Here is a 19,372-nt window from a genome sequence, read left to right on the forward strand (position 1 = left end):
GATGCCCCGCGCTCTCGCCGCCTGGTTCGCACCGCGTGAGGCGGAGGCCGCCGGTGCTTTGCCGGTGCGCCTGGGCGGGCGGGGTTCGTTTTCCGCCAGCACCACGCCCGCACAGGTGAAAGGCTTCGACCAGCCTCTGGTGTGGGTGACGGTGGCCCTCTTGATGTGGGGTCTGGTGATGGTGTATTCGGCATCGATTGCGATGCCTGACAACCCCAAATTCACCTTCTACAGCCACACCCATTTCGCGGTGCGCCACGCGGTGTCGCTGATGGTGGCCTTTGTGGCGGCCCTCATTGCGTTCCAGATCCCGCTGCAAACTTGGGAGCGACTGGCGCCATGGCTGTTTGTCACGTCCTTGATTTTGCTGATTCTGGTGCTGGGCGTGGGGCGTGGCGTCAACGGTGCCAAGCGCTGGATTTCTCTGGGCGTGATGAACTTTCAGCCTTCCGAGCTCGCCAAGTTCGCGGTGCTGCTCTACGCGTCTGACTATATGGTCCGCAAGATGGAAGTGAAAGAGCACTTCTTCCGCGCGGTGGCACCCATGGCGGTCGCGGTCGCCATCATCGGTCTGCTGTTACTGGCCGAGCCTGATATGGGCGCTTTCATGGTGATTGCAGTGATCGCCATGGGCATTTTGTTTCTGGGCGGGGTGAATGCCCGCATGTTCTTCTTGATTGCCGCCCTGATGGTGCTGATGTTTGCGGTGGTCATTGCCAGCTCCGAGTGGCGGCGCGAGCGCATTTTTGCCTACCTGGACCCCTGGACTGAAAAGCACGCCTTGGGCAAGGGCTACCAGCTCTCCCATTCGCTGATTGCCATTGGCCGCGGCGAAATCTTCGGCGTGGGCTTGGGCGGTAGCGTAGAAAAGCTGCACTGGCTGCCCGAAGCCCATACCGACTTTTTGCTCGCCGTGATCGGTGAAGAGTTCGGACTGGTCGGGGTGGTCGTGGTGATCGGCCTCTTTTTGTGGCTAACCCGCCGCATCATGCACATCGGCCGCCAGGCCATTGCGCTGGACCGTGTGTTTGCCGGCCTGGTCGCGCAAGGGGTGGGCGTGTGGATGGGCTTTCAGGCCTTCATCAACATGGGCGTGAACCTGGGCGCACTGCCCACCAAAGGCCTGACCCTGCCGCTCATGAGCTACGGCGGCTCCGCGATTTTGATCAACCTCGTCGCTATCGCGGTGGTGCTCAGAGTGGACTATGAAAACAGACAACTCATGCACGGAGGCCGTGTATGACGCAAAAGTGTGCATTGATCATGGCTGGCGGCACGGGAGGTCACATCTTCCCCGGGCTGGCCGTAGCACAAGCGCTCATTGCCAAAGGCTGGCGAGTGCACTGGCTGGGCGCTCCGGGCAGCATGGAAAGCCGCATCGTCCCTGCGCGCGGCATCCCGCTGGAGCTGGTGGAGTTTGGCGGTGTCCGCGGCAAAGGTCTGAAAACGCTGGCGTTTTTGCCCTTCAAATTGCTGCGCGCCTTCTGGCAAAGCCTGCAGGTGGTGCGTCGCGTGCGCCCCGATGTGGTGGTGGGCTTGGGCGGCTACATCACCTTTCCCGGCGGCATGATGGGGGTGCTCTGCGGCAAGCCCCTGGTGCTGCACGAGCAAAACTCGGTGGCCGGCATGGCCAACAAGGTGCTGGCCGGTGTGGCCGACCGCGTGTTTGCCGCCTTCCCCGGCGTGATGGCCCGGGCCGAGTGGGTGGGTAACCCTTTGCGCGCCGAATTCCTGAACGTGCCCGCACCAGCGCAGCGCTTTGCCGGCCGCACAGGCCCGCTCCGCGTGCTGGTGGTGGGCGGCAGCTTGGGTGCCCGCGCACTCAACACCGTGGTTCCGCAAGCGCTGGCCTTGATTCCTGAAGCACAGCGCCCGGTGGTGACCCACCAGGCCGGCGAAAAGCAAATCGACGAGCTGCGTGCCAACTACGCGGCAGCGGGTGTCGACGCCCAGTTGACGCCCTTCATCGACAACACGGCCCAGGCATTTGCCGATGCCGACTTGGTGATCTGCCGCGCCGGTGCCAGCACCGTGACCGAATTGGCGGCGGTCGGGGCCGCAGCGGCCTTTGTGCCGTTCCCAGCCGCAGTCGACGACCACCAGACTTTCAACGCCAGGTTCCTGGTCGATCAGGGCGGTGGCTGGCTCTTGCCACAGGCCACGCTCACCCCGGAATCGCTGGCGAAATTGCTATTAAATACAGAGCGACCCGCGCTGATAGAGCGGGCGCTGGGAGCTAAAAACATGCAAAAACTACATGCCACCGACGCGGTGGTCGCCGCTTGCGAGGAGTTGGCCCGATGAAGCACGCTGTCAAACATATCCATTTCGTGGGCATTGGGGGCTCCGGCATGTCGGGTATTGCGGAGGTGCTGAGCAACCTCGGCTATGTGATTTCCGGCTCCGACCTCGCAGACAACGCCACCACGCGCCGACTGGCCGGGCTCGGCATCAAAACCTATGTGGGCCACGCAGCGGCCAACGTGACCGGGGCCGATGCGGTGGTGACCTCGACTGCGGTGCAGTCGGACAACCCCGAAGTCATCCGCGCCCGCGAACTCAAGATGCCCATCGTGCCCCGCGCCCTCATGCTCGCCGAGCTGATGCGCCTGAAGCAAGGCATTGCCATTGCCGGCACCCACGGCAAAACCACCACCACCAGCCTGGTCGCCAGTGTGTTGGCCGAAGCCGGCCTGGACCCGACCTTTGTGATCGGCGGCCGCCTCAACAGTGCCGGCGCCAATGCGCGCCTCGGCAGTGGGGACCATATCGTGGTGGAGGCCGACGAGTCGGATGCCTCGTTCTTGAACCTGCTGCCTGTGATGGCGGTGGTGACCAACATCGATGCCGACCACATGGAAACCTACGGGCACGATTTCGGCAAGCTCAAGAAAGCGTTTGTCGACTTCCTGCACCGCATGCCCTTTTATGGCACCGCGATTCTGTGTACCGACGATGCCGCGGTGCGCGACATCTGCGAACAGGTGACCTGCCCGATCACCAGCTACGGCTTTAACGAAGGTGCCGAGGTCCGCGCGGTCAATGTGCGCGCAGTCGGCGGGCAAATGCACTTCACCGTGCAGCGCCGCAACGGCGTGGTCTTGCCCGATATGGAGGTGGTGCTCAACCTGCCGGGCTTGCACAACGTGCTGAACGCCTTGTCTGCCATTGCAGTCGCCGTGGAGCTCAATATTGCGGATGCCGCGGTGGTCAAGGCCCTGGCCGAGTTCAAAGGCGTGGGCCGCCGCTTCCAGCGCTACGGTGATCTGGCTTTGCCCGCCACCGACGGCAAGTCGGGCGGCACCGTGACGGTGATTGATGACTATGGCCACCACCCCGTCGAGATGGCGGCCACGCTGGCTGCCGCACGCGGTGCTTTCCCCGGCCGGCGGCTGGTGCTGGCATTTCAGCCACACCGCTACACCCGCACCCGCGACTGCTTTGAGGACTTCGTCAAGGTGATCGGTGCCGGTGCGGACGCCGTATTGCTGGCCGAGGTGTACGCCGCCGGAGAGGCCCCCATTGTGGCGGCCGATGGCCGTTCGCTAGCCCGCGCGCTGCGGGTGGGCGGCAAGGTGGAGCCGCTGTTTGTGGACGACGTTGCCGACATGCCGCAAGTGGCCATCGACAACGCGCGCGATGGCGATGTACTGCTGTGCATGGGCGCCGGCTCGATCGGTGCGGTGCCCGGGAAAATTGTTGATTTGCTACAAAAACAGGAGCTGCTTGCGCAGCAGGGATGAGGGCTATGAGCCAAATTGGTCATAAATTAGGGAAAGTCGCGGTCTTGATGGGGGGAGCCTCCGCCGAGCGCGAGGTGTCGCTCATGTCCGGCACCGGTGTACTCAAGGCTTTGCTCTCGCAGGGCGTAGATGCCCATGCATTTGACCCCTCAGAGCGGTCGCTGGATGAGCTCAAGCGCGAAGGGTTTGACCGCTGCTTTATTGCCTTACACGGCCGCTTCGGTGAAGACGGAACCGTGCAGGGCGCACTCGAATTGCTGGGCATCCCCTACACCGGCTCCGGCGTGATGGCATCAGCAATCTCGATGGACAAGGTCATGACCAAGCGCATCTGGCGCTTCGAAGGCCTGTCGACTCCGGCCTGGCAGCAAGTCAAAAGTGCGGCAGAAACCCACGCCGCCTTTGCCGCGCTGGGTGCGCCCATGATTGTGAAGCCCGCCCGCGAGGGCTCCAGCATCGGCTTTACCAAGGTCATGACCGCGGACCAGTGCGACGCGGCCTATGCGCTGGCATCGCAGCACGACAGCCATGTGCTGTGCGAGCAGTTCATTGCGGGCGACGAAGTGACCTGCCCGGTCTGGGGCCCGACATCGGCCCCCGAAGCTCTGCCGGTGATTCGCATCGTGGCGCCTGAGGGCAACTACGACTACCAGAACAAATACTTCACCGATACCACCCAGTACCTCGTGCCTGCCGGCCTGCCGGCGGGGGAGGAAGAGGTGATCCAAGCCTTGGTGTGCAAAGCCTACCAAGTGCTGGGCTGCCGCGGTTGGGCCCGGGCGGATGTGATGATTGATGCGACAACCCGCACCCCTTACCTGCTGGAGATCAACACCTCGCCCGGCATGACCAGCCACTCACTGGTGCCGATGTCTGCGAGTGCAGCCGGCATCAGCTACGAAGCGCTGTGTGTGCGTTTGCTGGAAAGCACCGCCACAGACGGGAAGGCCGACGCGTGAACCCAGCCGCCGATACACCGCTGGACGTCAAACTCATGAACGGGACCGCTGCGCTCCTGTTGGTGGGCTTTGTCGTGCTGGCCGTGTTTGCCGGCGGCAAATGGTTGGGGCGTCTGCCAATTTTCGCGATCGAAGGCATCACGGTGCATGGCGACATGAGCCACAACAGCCCCTTGACCCTGCGCGCGAATGTGGCGCCCGGCCTGAACGGCACGTTCTTTTCCGTGGACCTGGCGCGCGTGCGCTCGGCATTTGAGGCCGTGCCCTGGGTGCGCCATGCCGTCGTGCGCCGCGAGTTCCCCAACCGATTGCGGGTGGAGCTGCAGGAGCATGTGGCAGTGGCGTATTGGGGGGATGACCCAGAGTTGCGACTGCTCAACAACTTCGGCGAAGTGTTTGAGGCCAACGTCGGCGAGGTGGAGCAAGACGAGCTCCCCAAACTCAGCGGGCCCGATGGTCAGAGCAATGAAGTCCTGCGCATGTACCAGGCACTCCGCCCGACCTTGGCCGCCATGGACTTCGCCATCGAACAACTGGACCTCTCGGGACGTGGAAGCTGGCGCGTTCGCCTGGATGGCGGAGCGGTGATTGAGATGGGACGCGGTGACACAGAGGCTGTCACTGAGCGTCTCCAGCAGTTTTTGAAGACGCTGACGCAAGTCACCACGCGTTACGGACGGACCCCGGGTTCGCTCGAATCGGCGGATCTGCGGCACGTCAATGGATACGCGGTCAAGCTGCGCGGCGTTACGACGCTACAAGCGGCCACCAGCGGTAAGAAATAGCGCAAACGGAGCAGGGCAACACTATGGCAAAAGAATACAAAGATCTCGTCGTCGGCCTGGACATCGGCACCGCCAAAGTCATGGCAGTGGTGGCTGAAGTCATGCCCGGCGGGGAGCTCAAATTGGCCGGATTCGGCGTCGCGCCCAGCAACGGCTTGAAGCGGGGCGTGGTCGTCAACATTGATGCCACCGTGGCCAGCATCCAGCAAGCCTTGAAAGAGGCGGAGCTGATGGCCGATTGCAAGATCACCCGCGTGTACACCGGCATCACCGGCAGCCATATCCGCGGCATCAACAGCAGCGGCATGGTGGCGGTGAAAGACCGCGAAGTCACCCAGGCCGACGTGGCCCGTGTGGTGGAAACTGCCAAGGCCATTAACATTTCGACCGACCAGCGCCTGCTGCTGGTGGAGCCCCAGGAATTCATCATCGACGGCCAGGATGTGCGCGAGCCCATCGGTATGAGCGGCATCCGCTTGGAAGCCAAGGTACACATCGTGACCGGTGCGCAGAGCGCGGCCGAAAACATCATCAAGTGCGTGCGTCGCTGTGGTCTGGAGGTAGAGCAGCTGATGCTCAACCCGCTGGCCAGCAGCCTGAGCGTCCTGACCGAAGACGAGCGCGAGCTCGGTGTCGCGCTCGTCGACATTGGTGCCGGCACGACGGATGTAGCCATCTTCACCAACGGTGCCATCCGCCACACGGCCGTGATTCCGATTGCCGGTGACCTGATCACCAGCGACATCGCCATGGCTTTGCGCACACCCACCAAGGATGCCGAAGACATCAAGGTCGAGAGCGGTCACGCCAAGCAGTTGCTGGTAGACCCCGAAACGCAGGTCGAGGTCCCCGGCCTGGGTGACCGTGGCCCGCGCATGCTGAGCCGCCAGGCTTTGGCCGGTGTGATCGAGCCCCGCGTGGAAGAAATCTTCTCGCTGGTGAACCAGGTCATGCGCGAATCCGGCTACGAAGAAGTGCTGTCCAGCGGCATCGTGCTCACCGGTGGCAGCTGCATCATGCCCGGCATGGTGGAGTTGGGGGAAGACATCTTCTTGAAGCCCGTTCGCCGCGGCATCCCCAAATACAACAGCGCCTTGGCCGACATGGTGGCGCAGCCCCGTGCCGCCACGGTGATGGGCCTGCTCGAAGAGGCGCGCATCGCTCGCATGCGCGGCTACAAAGTCGCCCAAAAAGCAGGTTCGATGAAATCAGCGTTCAGTACCGTCAAGGACTGGTTTGTAGGGAACTTCTAATCATGTCTCATACGCCACTGACCTATTCCGTGTTGAACCAGCTCCCGCGTAGCTGCTGGGGGCTGATCCGGGTCGTCGTTCATCGAGGCCTGGACCCGCCTTCATAGCCGCCAGGACATGTTTGCAAAAGATCGTTGGAAATACATCGTCGAATAAATATTGGATCGAAGGAGATGACAAATATGAAAGCCCACATCAAGGCCGAAATTCGCGAAGCAAACATGGCCTACTTGAACATGGCCCAGAGCCTTATCCGTCAGGACTTGAAGTCGGCGGTGAAGATTCTGGGGATGTCTGAGGACGCAGCACAAATTATCAAGACCTTGTCAGAAAGCCAGAAAGCCAGCATTGCAGACAGCGACATCCTGCTGTGCCGCTTTGGAGTCAGTGATGACGTGGTGTGGAACCTCCTCACCAGCCATCCCGCACCCAAGCCGGAAGCAGAAAGCGCTACCCGCCTCCTCGCCGACATTCTGTTGGCAGGCCGGCTTGCAATGGCAGCCTGAGCCCTGACGGTCACCCGGTTCACCCACATTTAAAGATTGCAATTCAAGGAGTAACAACATGAGCATCGAAATGATCGAAGAAGAAGCTTTTAACCAAGGCACCCAAATCAAAGTTATCGGCGTGGGCGGTGGCGGCGGCAACGCTGTTGAGCACATGATTTCGACCTCGGTGGGCGGCGTGGAATTCATTTGTGCCAACACCGACGCGCAGGCCCTGAGCCGCAGCTCGGCGCACAAAACCATCCAGCTCGGCGGCACCGGCCTGGGCGCCGGCAGCAAGCCCGACAAGGGCCGCGAAGCCGCGCAACAGGCCGAGGCTGATATCCGCCAGGCCATCGAAGGCGCGCACATGTTGTTCATTACTGCCGGCATGGGCGGTGGAACAGGTACCGGTGCAGCCCCCGTGATTGCCAAAGTGGCCAAAGAAATGGGCATTTTGACGGTCGGTGTGGTGACCAAGCCTTTCGACTTCGAAGGCGGTCGCCGTATGAGCAATGCTGACTCCGGCCTCGCTGAGCTCGAAGCCAATGTGGACTCGCTGATCGTGGTGCTCAACGAAAAGCTGCTCGAAGTGCTGGACGACGATGTCTCCCAGGACGAGGCCTTTTCTCATGCCAACGACGTGCTGAAGAACGCCGTGGGCGGTATTGCAGAAATCATCAACGTCAAGGGCGAAATCAACGCCGACTTTGAAGACGTGCGTACCGTCATGGGCGAGCCCGGTAAGGCCATGATGGGAACCGCCACTGCGAGCGGCCCGGACCGTGCCCGCATTGCTGCGGAGCAAGCCGTGGCCTGCCCCTTGTTGGAAGGTGTGGACCTGTCCGGCGCCAAGGGCGTGCTGGTCTTGATTTCCGCTTGCAAGGGTTCTTTGAAGCTCAAAGAATCCAAGATGGCGATGGAAACCATCCGCGCTTGCGCTTCTGCCGATGCCCACGTCATCTACGGTACGGCCAACGACGAGAAGTTGGGCGACGAAATCCGCGTCACCGTGATCGCCACCGGCCTGAGCCGCCAAGGCGCCCGTCGCACAGCGCCTCCGCTGCAAGTCTTGCGCACCGGCACGGACAATGTGCCCTTCCATGTGCCCACCTTGAACACCATTGCCGGCCAAGCCAGCGGCAGTGTGTCGATGGGCAATGCCGGCTCTGCTGCGAGCCAGCCGGACTACGGCAGCATGGCAACGCCTAGCGTGTGGCGCACCAACCGCACCCAGGCGGCGGCCAAGGTCGATGCCTTATCCAGCGGCGGCATGGACGATTACGAGATCCCGGCCTTCCTGCGCAAACAGGCTGATTGATTTAGCACACCCCCCGGCTTGCCCACTGCAAAAGCACTCGCGTCGGGGGTTATCTGCGCTACTTTTACAATAGACCTGTGCTGAAACAACGAACCCTCAAATCCCTGACCCGCGCCGTGGGCGTGGGGCTGCATAGCGGCCAACGTGTCGAAATCACCTTGCGCCCGGCGGCCCCCGATACCGGAATCGTGTTCCGGAGGGTCGATTTGCCGAACGCCCCGGACATTGTGGTGTCAGCGGAGTCGGTCACCGACACGCGCTTGGCGTCCACCTTGTCCTGCGGGAATGCCAAAGTGCACACCGTAGAGCACCTGATGTCCGCTTGCGCCGGCTTGGGGGTGGACAACCTGTTTGTCGACATCACCGCCGAGGAGGTCCCGATCCTGGATGGCTCTGCCGCGTCGTTTGTCTTTTTGTTGCAAAGCGCCGGTATCGAGTTGCAGAATGCGCCGCGCCGCTTCATCAGGCTCATCAAGCCGGTGGAGGTGCGTGAAGGCGAGGGGGCCCAAGAGAAATGGGCTCGCCTGGACCCGTACCACGGCTACAAACTCAGCTTTGAGATCGACTTCAACCATCCGGCGGTGGACTCCACCGGCCAGAAGGTGGAGTTCGACCTGAGCACGGGCAGCTATTCCCGCGATATTGCGAGAGCCCGTACCTTCGGCTTTACTAAAGACGTGGAGATGATGCGCGCCAACGGCTTGGCTCTGGGCGGCGGCTTGGACAATGCCATTGTGATGGACGACTACAAGGTCCTGAACGCGGACGGCTTGCGCTACGACGACGAGTTCGTGAAACACAAAATCCTGGATGCCATCGGTGACTTGTACATCGTCGGTAAGCCCTTGCTGGCGGCCTACAGCGCACGCCGCTCCGGGCACGCTATGAACAACAAGCTCTTGCGCGAGCTCCAAGCCCACCCTGAGGCGTGGGAAGTGGTCACCTTTGAAGATGTGAAGCAAGCGCCCCAAGGCTTTGCCCAGCCTGCAAGGGCCTGGTAAGTACCGCTTGTCCGGCTGACGCTTGTCTGCCGGACACCGCTGCGGATAATGCGGGGGATTGGCCCGTGCGGGCCGCTCTACGAGCGTGACCACCCATGAACTCCATTTCCTCCATCGCCCTGTCCGGAATGAACGCTGCGCAGACCCGCGTGGGCACCAGCGCGCACAATGTCGCCAACCTCGCCACCGACGATTTCAAGCGCCAGGAGACGGTGCAAACGGCGCAGGCCGCCGGTGGGGTGAGCACATCGGTCCGCGAAAGTACACGGGCCGGCAATGCCTTGGAGCAGGATGTGGTGACGCAGTTGGAAGCTAAAAACAGCTTTATTGCCAACCTCTCGGTGTTCAAAACAGCCGACAAAATGGCCGGCGCCTTGCTCGACATCCGGGCCTGAGCCCGCGGTACCTATTTCTGGGTGTAGCGTCGCACCAGTGCTTCCACGCGGCCTTGGCGCCGGAGCTTGTCGAGAGCGGTTTGCAGGCGCTCCACCACCGCAGGGTCTGACTGCAGGTTCAACGCAAAATAGTAAGCGCCCTCATCGGTGAGTTTGACGTGTTTCACCACCGTCGCTGCGTCCAGCCCGCTGTTGCGCACCGACCAGGCCATGGCCACCTCGGTGTCCACCATAGCGTCGACAACACCGGAGAGCATCAGGCGCAAGATGGCCGTGTTGGAGCTGTCTTCCACCATGGCACCGGGCGGGACGCCGGCCTTGAGCAGGTCCCGCTGAGCTGCCTCATCGCGCACGATACCGAAGCGCAAAGTCTTGAGTTCGCGAACGTTGGCGGCTGCAATCTCCGGGCGCACATAGACCCAAGTGGTGCGCGGCAGGATGGGGCCGACCCACAGAAAATCATTCTCCCGGTCGGGCTTGCGGGCGGTCGTGAAGAGCACGGTGTTGGGGGTGCCGCGGACCAGCTTGTTGGCGCGGGCCCAGGGCATGAGTTGCAGGTTGCAGCGCAGGCGCGCGGCTTCGCAGCTCTCCCGCAGCAGGTCCGCCGAAATGCCTTTGACCAGTTGCCCTTGTTGAAAGTTATAGGGTGCCCATTCTTCGGTGTAGGCCGCTAGCGTTTGGGCACCGACACCGGCCACCACGCAGCAACCCACGAGCAATCCAACGAATCCTTTAATCGCATTCATAAAGCGTTTTGTTTTATTGACTACGGCCGTCACGATAGCGGATTTTTCCGTTTCCTCCTACCCCGTTACTACCCGCCAACAACGCCATGGATTTACCGGCGTGGGCATGGGTGATAGCAAGCCCGAGGGCATCGGCGGCATCCGGGCCGGGCAGCCCGGGCAGATGCAGAAGGCGCTTCACCATTTCCTGCACCTGGTCTTTGTGGGCGCGGCCGTGGCCCGCCACGGCCTGTTTCATTTGCAGTGCGGTGTACTCCGCGACCGGCAGGTCCGCGCACACCAGTGCGGTCACTAGCGCGCCACGGGCCTGGCCCAGCAGCAAGGTGGATTGCGGGTTCACGTTGACAAACACAATTTCAACAGACGCGCAGGTGGGCTGGTAGCGCTCCACGACCTCCCCGATGCCGTCAAACAGCACCTTAAGCCGTGCCGGCAGGGCGCGGGTGTCAAGGTGTTCGGTGCGAATGGTGCCACTGGCGACATAGCGCACATCCGCGCCCACCACATCCACCACGCCAAAGCCGGTGGTGCGCAAGCCGGGGTCAATGCCAAGAATTCGCATGCTATTGAATTAGTAGCTGCCTGCGCAGTATTGGCGAGGGCTAGAGGTCAAAATACCACCGAGCTGAGTGAAAGAAAACCGGCGCAGCAAAACACAGGGCATCGACACGGTCCAGCAAGCCGCCGGCGCCGGTGACCGCGCGCACATTGCCACCCCAGCTCGGAATTCCGCGGTCGCGCTTTAAGGCTTTCATCACGAAATGGCCCATGGAGCCTGCCACACAGGCAATAAACGAAAACGCAAACGCCGTACCAGGAACCCAGGGCGTAATGCCGGCCAACAGCGCACCGAAGAGGCTGGCCACAAACACCCCGATCCACCAACTCGGCCAGTTAAAGCTCTGGCTGATGGCGGGCGCTGCCGGCGGCAGTTTGAGCTTGCGCGACACCAGGTGCTGCACGGCCATGCAGAACTGCACCACCAGCACGAGGAAGAACACCATGAAGGCGTTTTTGTGGTCGTAGCCGGGGAATTTGAGCATCAACAAGGCGGGCACATGGCTCATGCCGTAGATGCACACCATGATGCCCCACTGCAGCTTGGCATTGCGCTCCAGGAAGCGTTGCGGGTCATTGGCCAGCGCGCTGGCCACCGGCAGGGCCAGAAACACGTAGACCGGTATGAACACCGCGAACATGTCGAAATGCTCGGTCGCCACTAACCAGTATTGCAGCGGCAGCACCACAAAAAAAGCCAACACAAGGCTGCGGTGGTCGCCCCGCCGGGTGGGGGAGAGCGTCATGAATTCGCGCAGCGCAAAGAAGGACACGCCGCCAAACAAGGTCAGCGCAATGAGCGGCCCGCTGACCCAGCCGATCCAGAACACAAACACCATGAACCAACTGGTGCGGATGATGCCATCGAGATTTTTGAGCTCACCGCGACGGCGCTCACCGGCCTCGTCATCGCCATAGTCCCGCAGTGACAAAACAAACGCCACGATGCTCGAGAGCAGCAGCAAACCGAAGACGATGATGAAGAGCGCACCGATCTGCTGCGTGGGCCCCAGGTTCTTGAGATAGAAGTACATAGGCTGCCTACACGTCCCGCAGGGCGACCACGGCACTGCGGGCCCGGTCCAGAAAAGCGCGCCGCTCTTCACCGTCCGCAAGCTGCATCGGGGCGCCGAAGGTCACCGAGCACAAGACCGGCACCGGCACCACCTCTCCCTTGGGGAGTACGTGCTGCACATTGTTGATCCAGGCAGGCACCAGCACCACGTCAGGAAACCGGGTGGCTAAGTTGTAGAGCCCCGCTTTGAAGGCTTGGGGTTCGCCGGTGTGGCCGCGGGTGCCCTCGGGGAACAAAATGATCGAGTCTCCATTGCCCAAGGCCTCGATCAGAGGCTCCAGCGGATCTTCCTCTGAGGTGCGGTCGCGCGAGACATAAATCACGTGGAACACCTCGGTGGTCAGCCACTGCCGGAACGGCGACTTGGTCCAGTAGTCTTTGGCGGCAATGGCGCGGGTGATGTGGCGCAACTCTTTGGGCAGCGCCGCCCAGATCATGACCAAGTCCGCATGGCTCTGGTGATTGGCAAAGTAGATCCGTTGCTCGGCCTTGGGCGGGCAGCCATGCCAGCGGGCCTGCGCGCCGGTGAGAAAGCGGATCAGACCCAACAGGAAGTAACTCATCAACTTGGCAAGCATGGCGGGGATGATACAGAGCCACCATGACGCGGCGGTGCTGCGTCGGAGACTATGTGCCTTAGGGCAGTTGCGCGTCCGGCATCCGCGCGACGATGGTGCCGGCGCGGCTGCTCAGGTAGCCGGAGTTGGGTGTTTTCTCAAAAAACTTGGGCCGCGGCAACATCACGGCTAAACGGGCCGCCTCGTAGGCGCTGAGTTTGCTGGCCGGTTTGCGGTAGTAATGCTGGGCGGCGGCTTCGGCGCCAAACACGCCTTCCCCCCACTCCACACTGTTGAGGTAGATCTCCAGAATGCGCTGTTTGCTGAGCAGCTGCTCCAGCAACAGGGTCAGCACAAACTCCTGCCCTTTGCGCAGCAGGGTGCGCTCGCCGGAGAGAAACAGGTTTTTGGCCAATTGCTGGCTGATGGTGGAGCCGCCCACGATCTTGGGGGGCTTGGTGGTTTTCTTTTGCTCGGCCCGCTGTTCGGCTTTGGCATTCTTGGCCCAGGCTTTTTCCAGGGCCTCCCAGTCCACGCCATCGTGCTGGCTGAAGCCATCGTCTTCCGACGCAATCACCGCCCGCTTGAGGTTGTCGGAAATCCGTTCATAGGGCACCCACTCCTGGCGCCACCGGAAGGTGTCGCGCTCGACAGCCACCCGCCAGGCCTCGGACCGCTCAAACGCGGTGGACTGGGGGTCCACCACCGCCATGAGTGCAATCCGCCCCACGAAAAACAGTTGCAGTGCGGCGAACGCCAGACCACACAGCAGCACCCAGCGCAGCAGGGCTTTCATCGGCTGGAGGATGAGACCTTGGCTTCCAGTGTCTCGTCGCGGGTGAATTTGAAGCGGGATACCACCAGAATCTGGTCGGCCTGTTTGCGCATGGGCGCGTTGAAGTTCCCGAATGGCCCGGCGGACCGTGCAATCGCCTGCGCCCGCTTGTCGAGCACCGGATTGCCCGAGCTTTGCACCACTTCGGTGTCGAGCACGCGGCCATCGAAATTGATGGTGACGATCATGGTCAGTTCACCGTAGAGCTTTTTGCCGCCGCTCTGCGGAAAGTTGTCGGTGCCTTTTTCTTCAATACGCTGGCGCAGTTGGTCGTAGTAGACGGCGTAGACCTCTTCACGCACTGCAGGGCTCACATAGCGCTTTTTGGGCCGCGCGTTCTCCATGTTGATACGGCGCTCAATTTCGGCCAGCAGCTTGATGAGTTGCTTACGCTTTTCTTCGCGGTCAGCCTGCTCGGCTTTGTCGGCCATCTTGCTCGGGTCGGGTGGGGGCAGGGCGGCAAGCTGATTTTTGACCTGGGCGAGCAACAGGTTTTGTTGCTCTTGCAGGTTTTGCAGCTTGCGCACGCTCTCTTCTTCCAGCGTGTCGCCGATATCGGTAAGTGCCGAGGGGGGCAGCGGGCTGGTGGCGCGGCCCTTTTCTACATTGCCCCCACCTGCCATATTGGTTTGCGCAATCGCCTGCGCCTTGTCCGGCTTCTCGTTGCTCTTGGCATTGACCAGAATGACTTCCAGCGGCTGGTCCTCAAACACCCGGTTGAAGGCTTCGGGGTCCACAAAACGCACGGTCAAGAGCACTGCGTGTATCGCGATGGATACACCCAGGGCCCATTGGAGCGTGGTCAGTTTGCGCAGATTCACGGGGTGGGATTATCACCGCCGGCATCCGGCGCTTCGTTCACATCCACCGCAATCGCGATCGGGCCGGCGACCTCGTCGTCGCTGTCGTCCTCTTCGTCCTGAAGGTCGGCTTCTACCGGCGCATCCAGGCGCTCCAGCACGGTGCCTTGCACATCCAGCGTGATGAGGTCCATCTCACCCAGCTTCACGCGCACCTTGGCGTGGCGGGGCAGGCCCTGCGCACCCAGGACCGGCAGCACCAGCGGAATGTCGTCCGCGCGGACCATGCCATCTTTGAACAGGCTGGCGGTGAGCTCGGTGATGCCGTGCTGCTGGGCGTAACGCAGGGTCCAGAAACGCTCCATGGCGCCCTGGTAGCCGTTGTACGCGCTGTAAGCCGCGTCAAACGACGAGATGATGGCGAACAGCTCCGCGTCCTTGGGCTTGAAGGGCGCAACCAGCGCTGCCGTCTTGCCGTGGCGCGCGCAGGCAATGATTTGCCACTGGTTCACCAGGTCGGTGTAACGACGCAGGGGAGAAGTTGCCCACGAATACGCCTTGACCCCGATACCGGCATGCGGCAAGGCCTTGGTGCCCATGCGCACCTTGACGCCGGGGGCCAGGCTGGCTTGGCTGCGGTAGATGCCGGGCACACCCATCTCGGCGAGCCAGCTGCCCCAAGTGCTGTTGGCCAGAATCATGGCCTCGGCCACGATCAGGTCCAGCGGCGCACCGCGCTGGCGGATGCTGATGAGCACGGTCTCGTCGCCCTGGGGTTCTCCGTCTTCACCTCCCTGCAGGCGGAAGTTGTAGTCCGGGCGGTTGAAGGTCTCGGGTTTGCCGCGCACGATCTCGCGCTTGGCCTTCAGGTCGCGCGCTAGGCGATGCAAAAATGATAGCTGCTCGCGCAGACCTGCTGAGGGCTGGGTGTCTTTTTCATAGTTAAACGACGCATCGGTCAGCCACTGCTCAGTGACCACGCTGTCGAGCTGGTCGTGGCGCAGGTTGTGGGCAATCGGCACGCGTTCCAGCTTGGTTTCGCTGCTGGTGATTTCCAGCGTCTCCTCGTTGAAGGTGACGTAGAGCGACACCGACGGGCAGTCCCGCCCCTCCATCAGCGTGTAGGTCTGCACTACCTCGTCGGGCAGCATGGTGACCTTGTAGCCGGGCATGTAGACGGTGGACAGGCGGGCGCGGCCCAGCACATCGACCGGGCTGCCTGGCTGCACCGCCAAGCCGGGGGCTGCAATGTGCACACCCACGATCACGGTGCCGCTGCCCAAGCCCTGCACGCTCAAGGCGTCGTCAATTTCGGTGGTTTGGGAGTCGTCGATCGAGAACGCCTGCACCGGGGCCACGGGCAACTCATCCACGATGGCGGGTGCGGCCATGGCCGGAAAGCCCGTGCCCTTGGGGAAGTTCTCCAGCAAAAAGCGCTTCCAGTGGAACTGGTAGGGCGAGGCAATCGCACCGGCCTTTTGCAGCAGCTCCAGTGGGGCAATGTGGGTGGCGCGGCTGGCCTCGACCACGGCTTTGTACTCCGCGGCATTTTTGTCCGGCTTGAACAAAATTTTGTAGAGCTGGTCTTTGATGGCCTGTGGGCAGCTGCCGGCGGCCAGCTCGTGGGCCCATTGGGCGATTTGCTCGGCAATCAGGCGCTTTTTCTCAATAGCGGCCAAAGCCTGCGCAATGATGTCGGCCGGTGCTTTCTTGAAGCGGCCTTTGCCGGCCCGGCGGAAGTAGTGGGGCGTGTCAAACAGCTTGAACAGCATGCCGGCCTGCTCGGACTGGCTGGCCTGGGCCGAAAAGTAGTCTTTGGCCAGATCGGCAAAACCAAACTCTTCGTCGGGCGCGAATTCGTAGGCCATATCCAGCTCAATGCCGGCCGCCTGCGCTTGCGCAGCCGCCACAAACTCCGTCGGAGCGGGTTTCTCGAACTTGATCAGGATATTGGCGTTCTTGACCTTGACGCGCTTGCCGGAATCCAGCTCCACCTGTGCAGAGGCGTCGGCCTCTGACAGCACACGACCGGCCATGAATTTTCCGGCTTCTTCAAACAGTACAAACATAGGGGGTGGATTGTCCCCGCAAAACGGGCCGTTCCGAACCCGCGGGCTCAGGCCTCTGGCGATGAGGGGTTTTTCGCCAGCGGGCCCGGTGCAACGCTCAGGCCCATGAAGGCGGCGAGGTCGGGCAAAAAGGCCTCAAAGCCGGTCAAGGCGTGGTCGCCCCCTTCGAGCAAGGTGAGATGGGTACCGGCATAGCGGGCGTGCATTTCGCGCCAATCCAGCACTTCGTCCCCCTTGGCAAGAATCGCCCGGTAGCGTGTCGGGTGCGCCAGGGGCCCCACTGCCAGGTGGCGCAGTTCCTCCACGTACTCCGGTAAAAAGTAAAAACTCTCTTCCGGCGCATGCCACTGCCGGTTTTCACCGATGTACCGGCCCAGATCGCGCGCGGGGTCGACCGCCGGGTTAATCAGCAGGGCCCGGCAACCCGTTGCCTCGGCAATGTGGGTGGCATAAAAACCGCCCAGCGACGAGCCCACCACCGCCATGTGTGCGGGGGGCCAGTCGGCCACGCCGCGCATCAGCATGTCCATCGCCTCCCGGGGCGACGGGGGCAGCTGCGGGCACCACCAGTGCACGTGCGGGTAGTGTTGCGCCATGTAGGCCGCCATGGCCTGCGCCTTGTGCGACCGGGGCGACGACCGGAAACCATGCAGATAGAGGAGGTGGGTGGTGGGGCTTAAAAACATCGGGGCATGGTAAAGCGTTCGCATTAGCGGCCCGCATGTACCGGCCTTGGGGATAATCGGGTCCCATGTCGTACCAATTTGGAAAAGTCCCCCTGCGCCAGCGCATTGCGCCTTGGTTTTCGGGGTTTGACGGGCCTCTGGCCTTTGCGGTGTTTATGCTGGCCTGCGCGGGCTTGCTCATCATGTATTCGTCGGGGTTCGACCACGGCACCCGGTTTGAGGACCATGGTCGCAATATGCTGATCGCGGCCACCATCATGTTTGTGGTGGCGCAGGTTCCGCCACAGCGCTTGATGCTGGTGGCGGTACCCCTCTACACGGTGGGGGTGGCCTTGTTGATTGCGGTGGCGGTTTTCGGCATCACCAAAAAGGGGGCTAAGCGCTGGGTCAACATCGGCGTGGTGATTCAGCCCAGCGAGATCATGAAAATCGCCATGCCGCTGATGCTGGCTTGGTGGTTTCAGAAGCGGGAAGGGCAGCTGCGCCCCCTGGACTTTGTGGTGGCCGGTGCCTTGTTGGCCGTGCCGGTCGGGCTGATCATGAAACAGCCGGACCTGGGAACCTCGCTGCTGGTGCTGGCCGCGGGCATGGCGGTGATCTTTTTCGCCGGCATGAGCTGGAAATTGGTGATCCCGCCGGTGGTGCTCGGGGCTATCGGCATCGTGCTCTTGGTGGTGTTAGAGCCCCAGCTCTGCGCCGACGGGGTGCGCTGGTCTATCTTGCATGATTACCAGCAGCAGCGCATCTGCACCTTGCTGGACCCGACCAAAGACCCATTGGGCAAGGGCTTTCACATTATTCAGGGGATGATCGCGATCGGCTCCGGCGGCATCACCGGCATGGGCTTCATGAAGGGGACGCAGACACACCTGGAGTTCATCCCGGAGCGCACCACTGACTTTATTTTTGCTGCGTATTCCGAGGAGTTCGGCTTGCTCGGAAACATATTCCTCATTTGCGCCTTCGTCTTCCTGATCTTCCGCGGTCTGGCCATTGCACTGGAGGCGCCCACGCTCTTTTCCCGCTTGCTGGCGGGGGCTGCCACCATGATTTTCTTTACCTACGCCTTTGTGAACATGGGCATGGTCAGCGGCATCCTGCCGGTGGTGGGCGTGCCCTTGCCCTTCATCAGCTACGGCGGCACCGCCATGGTGACGCTGGGGCTGGCGTTGGGGATTCTGATGTCGATTTCCAATTCCAAACGCTTGGTGCAAAGCTAGCATGGCGGGCTTTCCCGTCACGCTGGTGGGCGTGGGCAACATGGGCGGCGGCATGGCGCAGCGCCTGGCGAGCTTGGGGTGGGCGCCCTCGGTGCATGACCTGGACCCGGCCAAAGTCGATGCTTTAGTGCCTTTTGGTACTCTGGCCCCCGTAGACATTGCGCAAGCCGCTTCTAAAAGCATAGCAACTATCGTGTGCGTAGTAGACGCCGCGCAAACCCGCGACGTGCTCTTCGGACCGGAGGGGTTGGCCCACCACTTGCCCGCAGGGCATGTGGTGCTGCTGTGCCCGACCATCGCACCGCAGGATGTGGAGTCCATCGCCGCCTTGCTCGGCCAACAGGGTGTGCTGACGCTGGACGCACCCCTGTCCGGCGGGCCGGTCCGTGCACGGGAGGGCAGCATGAGCCTGATGGTGGCGGGCCCCGACGCCGCCTGGGCCGCGTGCGAAACCTTGTTGACCGCACTGTCCAGCCAGGTGTTCCGCATCAGCGACCGGGTCGGCGATGGAGCACGCACCAAGCTGGTCAACAACTTGCTGGCCGGCATCAATCTGGTGGGTGCAGCCGAAGCCTTGGCACTGGCAGACCGCTTGGGGCTGGACGCCGGCCGCACCTTGGAGGTGATTGCCCAGAGCAGTGGCCAGAGCTGGATAGGCAGCGACCGCATGCGCCGCGCGATTGCGGGCGACCTGGCCCCCCGCGCCCACATGACCTTGTTGGCCAAAGACACCCGCCTTGCCCTTGATGCCGCCCGGGAGGCTGGCTTCACGGGCCCTTTGGGAGGTGCTGCCAGTGCCGTGTTTGCCCAAGCGGTGCGGGCAGGCCTGGCAGGCATGGACGACGCCAGCCTGCTCGATTTTCTCAAGCGCTGAGCGGCCAAAC

General features: G+C 62.2%; 20 protein-coding genes. 12 read left to right on the plus strand and 8 right to left on the minus strand.

Annotated features, from left to right (window positions below):
* Window position 1 precedes the first annotated feature (1 nt).
* The 10 genes from ftsW (at window position 2) to QZW03_RS09340 (ending at window position 9,942) form a co-directional block, all read left to right on the plus strand.
* Window positions 2-1,243 carry a putative lipid II flippase FtsW gene (ftsW, locus tag QZW03_RS09295; RefSeq protein WP_296509846.1) on the plus strand — a complete coding sequence of 414 codons (1,242 nt, stop codon included), beginning with the start codon at window positions 2-4 and terminating at the stop codon, window positions 1,241-1,243.
* A complete protein-coding gene (gene murG / locus QZW03_RS09300) occupies window positions 1,240-2,304 on the plus strand; it encodes an undecaprenyldiphospho-muramoylpentapeptide beta-N-acetylglucosaminyltransferase (RefSeq protein ID WP_296509709.1) in 1,065 nt (354 codons plus the stop codon). Before ftsW ends, murG begins: the two co-directional genes overlap by 4 nt.
* Window positions 2,301-3,743, plus strand: a complete 1,443-nt coding sequence (murC, locus tag QZW03_RS09305; RefSeq protein ID WP_296509710.1) for a UDP-N-acetylmuramate--L-alanine ligase — start codon at window positions 2,301-2,303, stop codon at window positions 3,741-3,743. Before murG ends, murC begins: the two co-directional genes overlap by 4 nt.
* 5 nt (window positions 3,744-3,748) lie before the next feature.
* Complete coding sequence (locus tag QZW03_RS09310; RefSeq protein WP_296509711.1) at window positions 3,749-4,702, plus strand: D-alanine--D-alanine ligase; 954 nt, start codon at window positions 3,749-3,751, stop codon at window positions 4,700-4,702.
* 35 nt (window positions 4,703-4,737) lie between these two features.
* Window positions 4,738-5,487 carry a cell division protein FtsQ/DivIB gene (locus QZW03_RS09315; protein WP_296509847.1) on the plus strand — a complete coding sequence of 250 codons (750 nt, stop codon included), beginning with the start codon at window positions 4,738-4,740 and terminating at the stop codon, window positions 5,485-5,487.
* A gap of 23 nt (window positions 5,488-5,510) precedes the next feature.
* Window positions 5,511-6,740: a cell division protein FtsA gene (ftsA, locus tag QZW03_RS09320; RefSeq protein ID WP_296509712.1), complete on the plus strand. Its 1,230-nt coding sequence runs from the start codon at window positions 5,511-5,513 to the stop codon at window positions 6,738-6,740.
* Window positions 6,741-6,922: 182 nt separating this feature from the next.
* Window positions 6,923-7,246 (plus strand): flagellar transcriptional regulator FlhD, encoded by a 324-nt coding sequence (locus QZW03_RS09325; protein WP_296509713.1) that lies wholly within the window; start codon window positions 6,923-6,925, stop codon window positions 7,244-7,246.
* 58 nt (window positions 7,247-7,304) lie between these two features.
* The gene (gene ftsZ / locus QZW03_RS09330; RefSeq protein WP_296509714.1) at window positions 7,305-8,546 is read left to right on the plus strand and encodes a cell division protein FtsZ; all 1,242 of its coding nucleotides are present in this window, start codon (window positions 7,305-7,307) and stop codon (window positions 8,544-8,546) included.
* A 77-nt stretch (window positions 8,547-8,623) separates the two neighbouring features.
* Window positions 8,624-9,547, plus strand: a complete 924-nt coding sequence (gene lpxC / locus QZW03_RS09335) for a UDP-3-O-acyl-N-acetylglucosamine deacetylase (RefSeq protein WP_296509715.1) — start codon at window positions 8,624-8,626, stop codon at window positions 9,545-9,547.
* Window positions 9,548-9,642: 95 nt separating this feature from the next.
* Window positions 9,643-9,942, plus strand: coding sequence for a flagellar basal body protein (locus QZW03_RS09340; protein WP_296509716.1), 300 nt, complete (start codon window positions 9,643-9,645; stop codon window positions 9,940-9,942).
* A gap of 11 nt (window positions 9,943-9,953) precedes the next feature.
* Here the strand turns inward: QZW03_RS09340 and QZW03_RS09345 are convergent, their stop codons facing one another.
* The 8 genes from QZW03_RS09345 to QZW03_RS09380 are packed head-to-tail and all read right to left on the minus strand — an operon-like array spanning window position 9,954 to window position 17,268.
* The gene (locus QZW03_RS09345) at window positions 9,954-10,688 is read right to left on the minus strand and encodes a transporter substrate-binding domain-containing protein (protein ID WP_296509717.1); all 735 of its coding nucleotides are present in this window, start codon (window positions 10,686-10,688) and stop codon (window positions 9,954-9,956) included.
* Between the two features lie 13 nt (window positions 10,689-10,701).
* Window positions 10,702-11,250 carry a crossover junction endodeoxyribonuclease RuvC gene (ruvC, locus tag QZW03_RS09350; protein WP_296509718.1) on the minus strand — a complete coding sequence of 183 codons (549 nt, stop codon included), beginning with the start codon at window positions 11,248-11,250 and terminating at the stop codon, window positions 10,702-10,704.
* 40 nt (window positions 11,251-11,290) lie between these two features.
* Window positions 11,291-12,280, minus strand: coding sequence for a phosphatidate cytidylyltransferase (locus tag QZW03_RS09355; RefSeq protein ID WP_296509719.1), 990 nt, complete (start codon window positions 12,278-12,280; stop codon window positions 11,291-11,293).
* 7 nt (window positions 12,281-12,287) lie between these two features.
* Entirely contained in the window at window positions 12,288-12,899 is a 612-nt protein-coding gene (locus QZW03_RS09360; protein WP_296509720.1) for a lysophospholipid acyltransferase family protein, read from the minus strand.
* Window positions 12,900-12,957: 58 nt separating this feature from the next.
* The gene (gene mtgA / locus QZW03_RS09365; protein ID WP_296509721.1) at window positions 12,958-13,674 is read right to left on the minus strand and encodes a monofunctional biosynthetic peptidoglycan transglycosylase; all 717 of its coding nucleotides are present in this window, start codon (window positions 13,672-13,674) and stop codon (window positions 12,958-12,960) included.
* On the minus strand, window positions 13,671-14,528 hold the full coding sequence (locus tag QZW03_RS09370; protein WP_296509848.1) for a TonB family protein: 858 nt from the start codon (window positions 14,526-14,528) through the stop codon (window positions 13,671-13,673). Before QZW03_RS09370 ends, mtgA begins: the two co-directional genes overlap by 4 nt.
* A gap of 2 nt (window positions 14,529-14,530) precedes the next feature.
* Window positions 14,531-16,582 carry an RNB domain-containing ribonuclease gene (locus QZW03_RS09375; protein ID WP_296509722.1) on the minus strand — a complete coding sequence of 684 codons (2,052 nt, stop codon included), beginning with the start codon at window positions 16,580-16,582 and terminating at the stop codon, window positions 14,531-14,533.
* Window positions 16,583-16,629: 47 nt separating this feature from the next.
* Window positions 16,630-17,268, minus strand: a complete 639-nt coding sequence (locus QZW03_RS09380) for a YqiA/YcfP family alpha/beta fold hydrolase (protein WP_296509723.1) — start codon at window positions 17,266-17,268, stop codon at window positions 16,630-16,632.
* 65 nt (window positions 17,269-17,333) lie between these two features.
* Here QZW03_RS09380 and rodA point away from each other — a divergent pair, with 65 nt between their 5' ends.
* Both rodA and QZW03_RS09390 read left to right on the plus strand, forming a co-directional pair.
* The gene (gene rodA / locus QZW03_RS09385) at window positions 17,334-18,488 is read left to right on the plus strand and encodes a rod shape-determining protein RodA (RefSeq protein ID WP_296509725.1); all 1,155 of its coding nucleotides are present in this window, start codon (window positions 17,334-17,336) and stop codon (window positions 18,486-18,488) included.
* Between the two features lies 1 nt (window position 18,489).
* Window positions 18,490-19,362, plus strand: a complete 873-nt coding sequence (locus QZW03_RS09390) for an NAD(P)-dependent oxidoreductase (RefSeq protein ID WP_296509726.1) — start codon at window positions 18,490-18,492, stop codon at window positions 19,360-19,362.
* Window positions 19,363-19,372: the final 10 nt, after the last annotated feature.

The sequence above is a fragment of the Rhodoferax sp. genome (assembly GCF_013297935.1).
Classification (GTDB): domain Bacteria; phylum Pseudomonadota; class Gammaproteobacteria; order Burkholderiales; family Burkholderiaceae_C; genus Allorhodoferax.

What these genes read in the sequence shown, in the direction of transcription:
- QZW03_RS09360 (WP_296509720.1), bottom strand. Translation starts at nt 12,899, where the DNA reads ATGCTTGCCAAGTTGATGAGTTACTTCCTGTTGGGTCTGATCCGCTTT.
- QZW03_RS09355 (WP_296509719.1), bottom strand. Translation starts at nt 12,280, where the DNA reads ATGTACTTCTATCTCAAGAACCTGGGGCCCACGCAGCAGATCGGTGCG.
- QZW03_RS09340 (WP_296509716.1), top strand. Translation starts at nt 9,643, where the DNA reads ATGAACTCCATTTCCTCCATCGCCCTGTCCGGAATGAACGCTGCGCAG.
- murC (WP_296509710.1), top strand. Translation starts at nt 2,301, where the DNA reads ATGAAGCACGCTGTCAAACATATCCATTTCGTGGGCATTGGGGGCTCC.
- ruvC (WP_296509718.1), bottom strand. Translation starts at nt 11,250, where the DNA reads ATGCGAATTCTTGGCATTGACCCCGGCTTGCGCACCACCGGCTTTGGC.
- ftsA (WP_296509712.1), top strand. Translation starts at nt 5,511, where the DNA reads ATGGCAAAAGAATACAAAGATCTCGTCGTCGGCCTGGACATCGGCACC.
- QZW03_RS09310 (WP_296509711.1), top strand. Translation starts at nt 3,749, where the DNA reads ATGAGCCAAATTGGTCATAAATTAGGGAAAGTCGCGGTCTTGATGGGG.
- QZW03_RS09345 (WP_296509717.1), bottom strand. Translation starts at nt 10,688, where the DNA reads ATGAATGCGATTAAAGGATTCGTTGGATTGCTCGTGGGTTGCTGCGTG.
- mtgA (WP_296509721.1), bottom strand. Translation starts at nt 13,674, where the DNA reads ATGAAAGCCCTGCTGCGCTGGGTGCTGCTGTGTGGTCTGGCGTTCGCC.
- QZW03_RS09380 (WP_296509723.1), bottom strand. Translation starts at nt 17,268, where the DNA reads ATGTTTTTAAGCCCCACCACCCACCTCCTCTATCTGCATGGTTTCCGG.
- ftsZ (WP_296509714.1), top strand. Translation starts at nt 7,305, where the DNA reads ATGAGCATCGAAATGATCGAAGAAGAAGCTTTTAACCAAGGCACCCAA.
- ftsW (WP_296509846.1), top strand. Translation starts at nt 2, where the DNA reads ATGCCCCGCGCTCTCGCCGCCTGGTTCGCACCGCGTGAGGCGGAGGCC.
- QZW03_RS09375 (WP_296509722.1), bottom strand. Translation starts at nt 16,582, where the DNA reads ATGTTTGTACTGTTTGAAGAAGCCGGAAAATTCATGGCCGGTCGTGTG.
- QZW03_RS09325 (WP_296509713.1), top strand. Translation starts at nt 6,923, where the DNA reads ATGAAAGCCCACATCAAGGCCGAAATTCGCGAAGCAAACATGGCCTAC.
- QZW03_RS09315 (WP_296509847.1), top strand. Translation starts at nt 4,738, where the DNA reads ATGAACGGGACCGCTGCGCTCCTGTTGGTGGGCTTTGTCGTGCTGGCC.
- rodA (WP_296509725.1), top strand. Translation starts at nt 17,334, where the DNA reads ATGTCGTACCAATTTGGAAAAGTCCCCCTGCGCCAGCGCATTGCGCCT.
- QZW03_RS09390 (WP_296509726.1), top strand. Translation starts at nt 18,490, where the DNA reads ATGGCGGGCTTTCCCGTCACGCTGGTGGGCGTGGGCAACATGGGCGGC.
- murG (WP_296509709.1), top strand. Translation starts at nt 1,240, where the DNA reads ATGACGCAAAAGTGTGCATTGATCATGGCTGGCGGCACGGGAGGTCAC.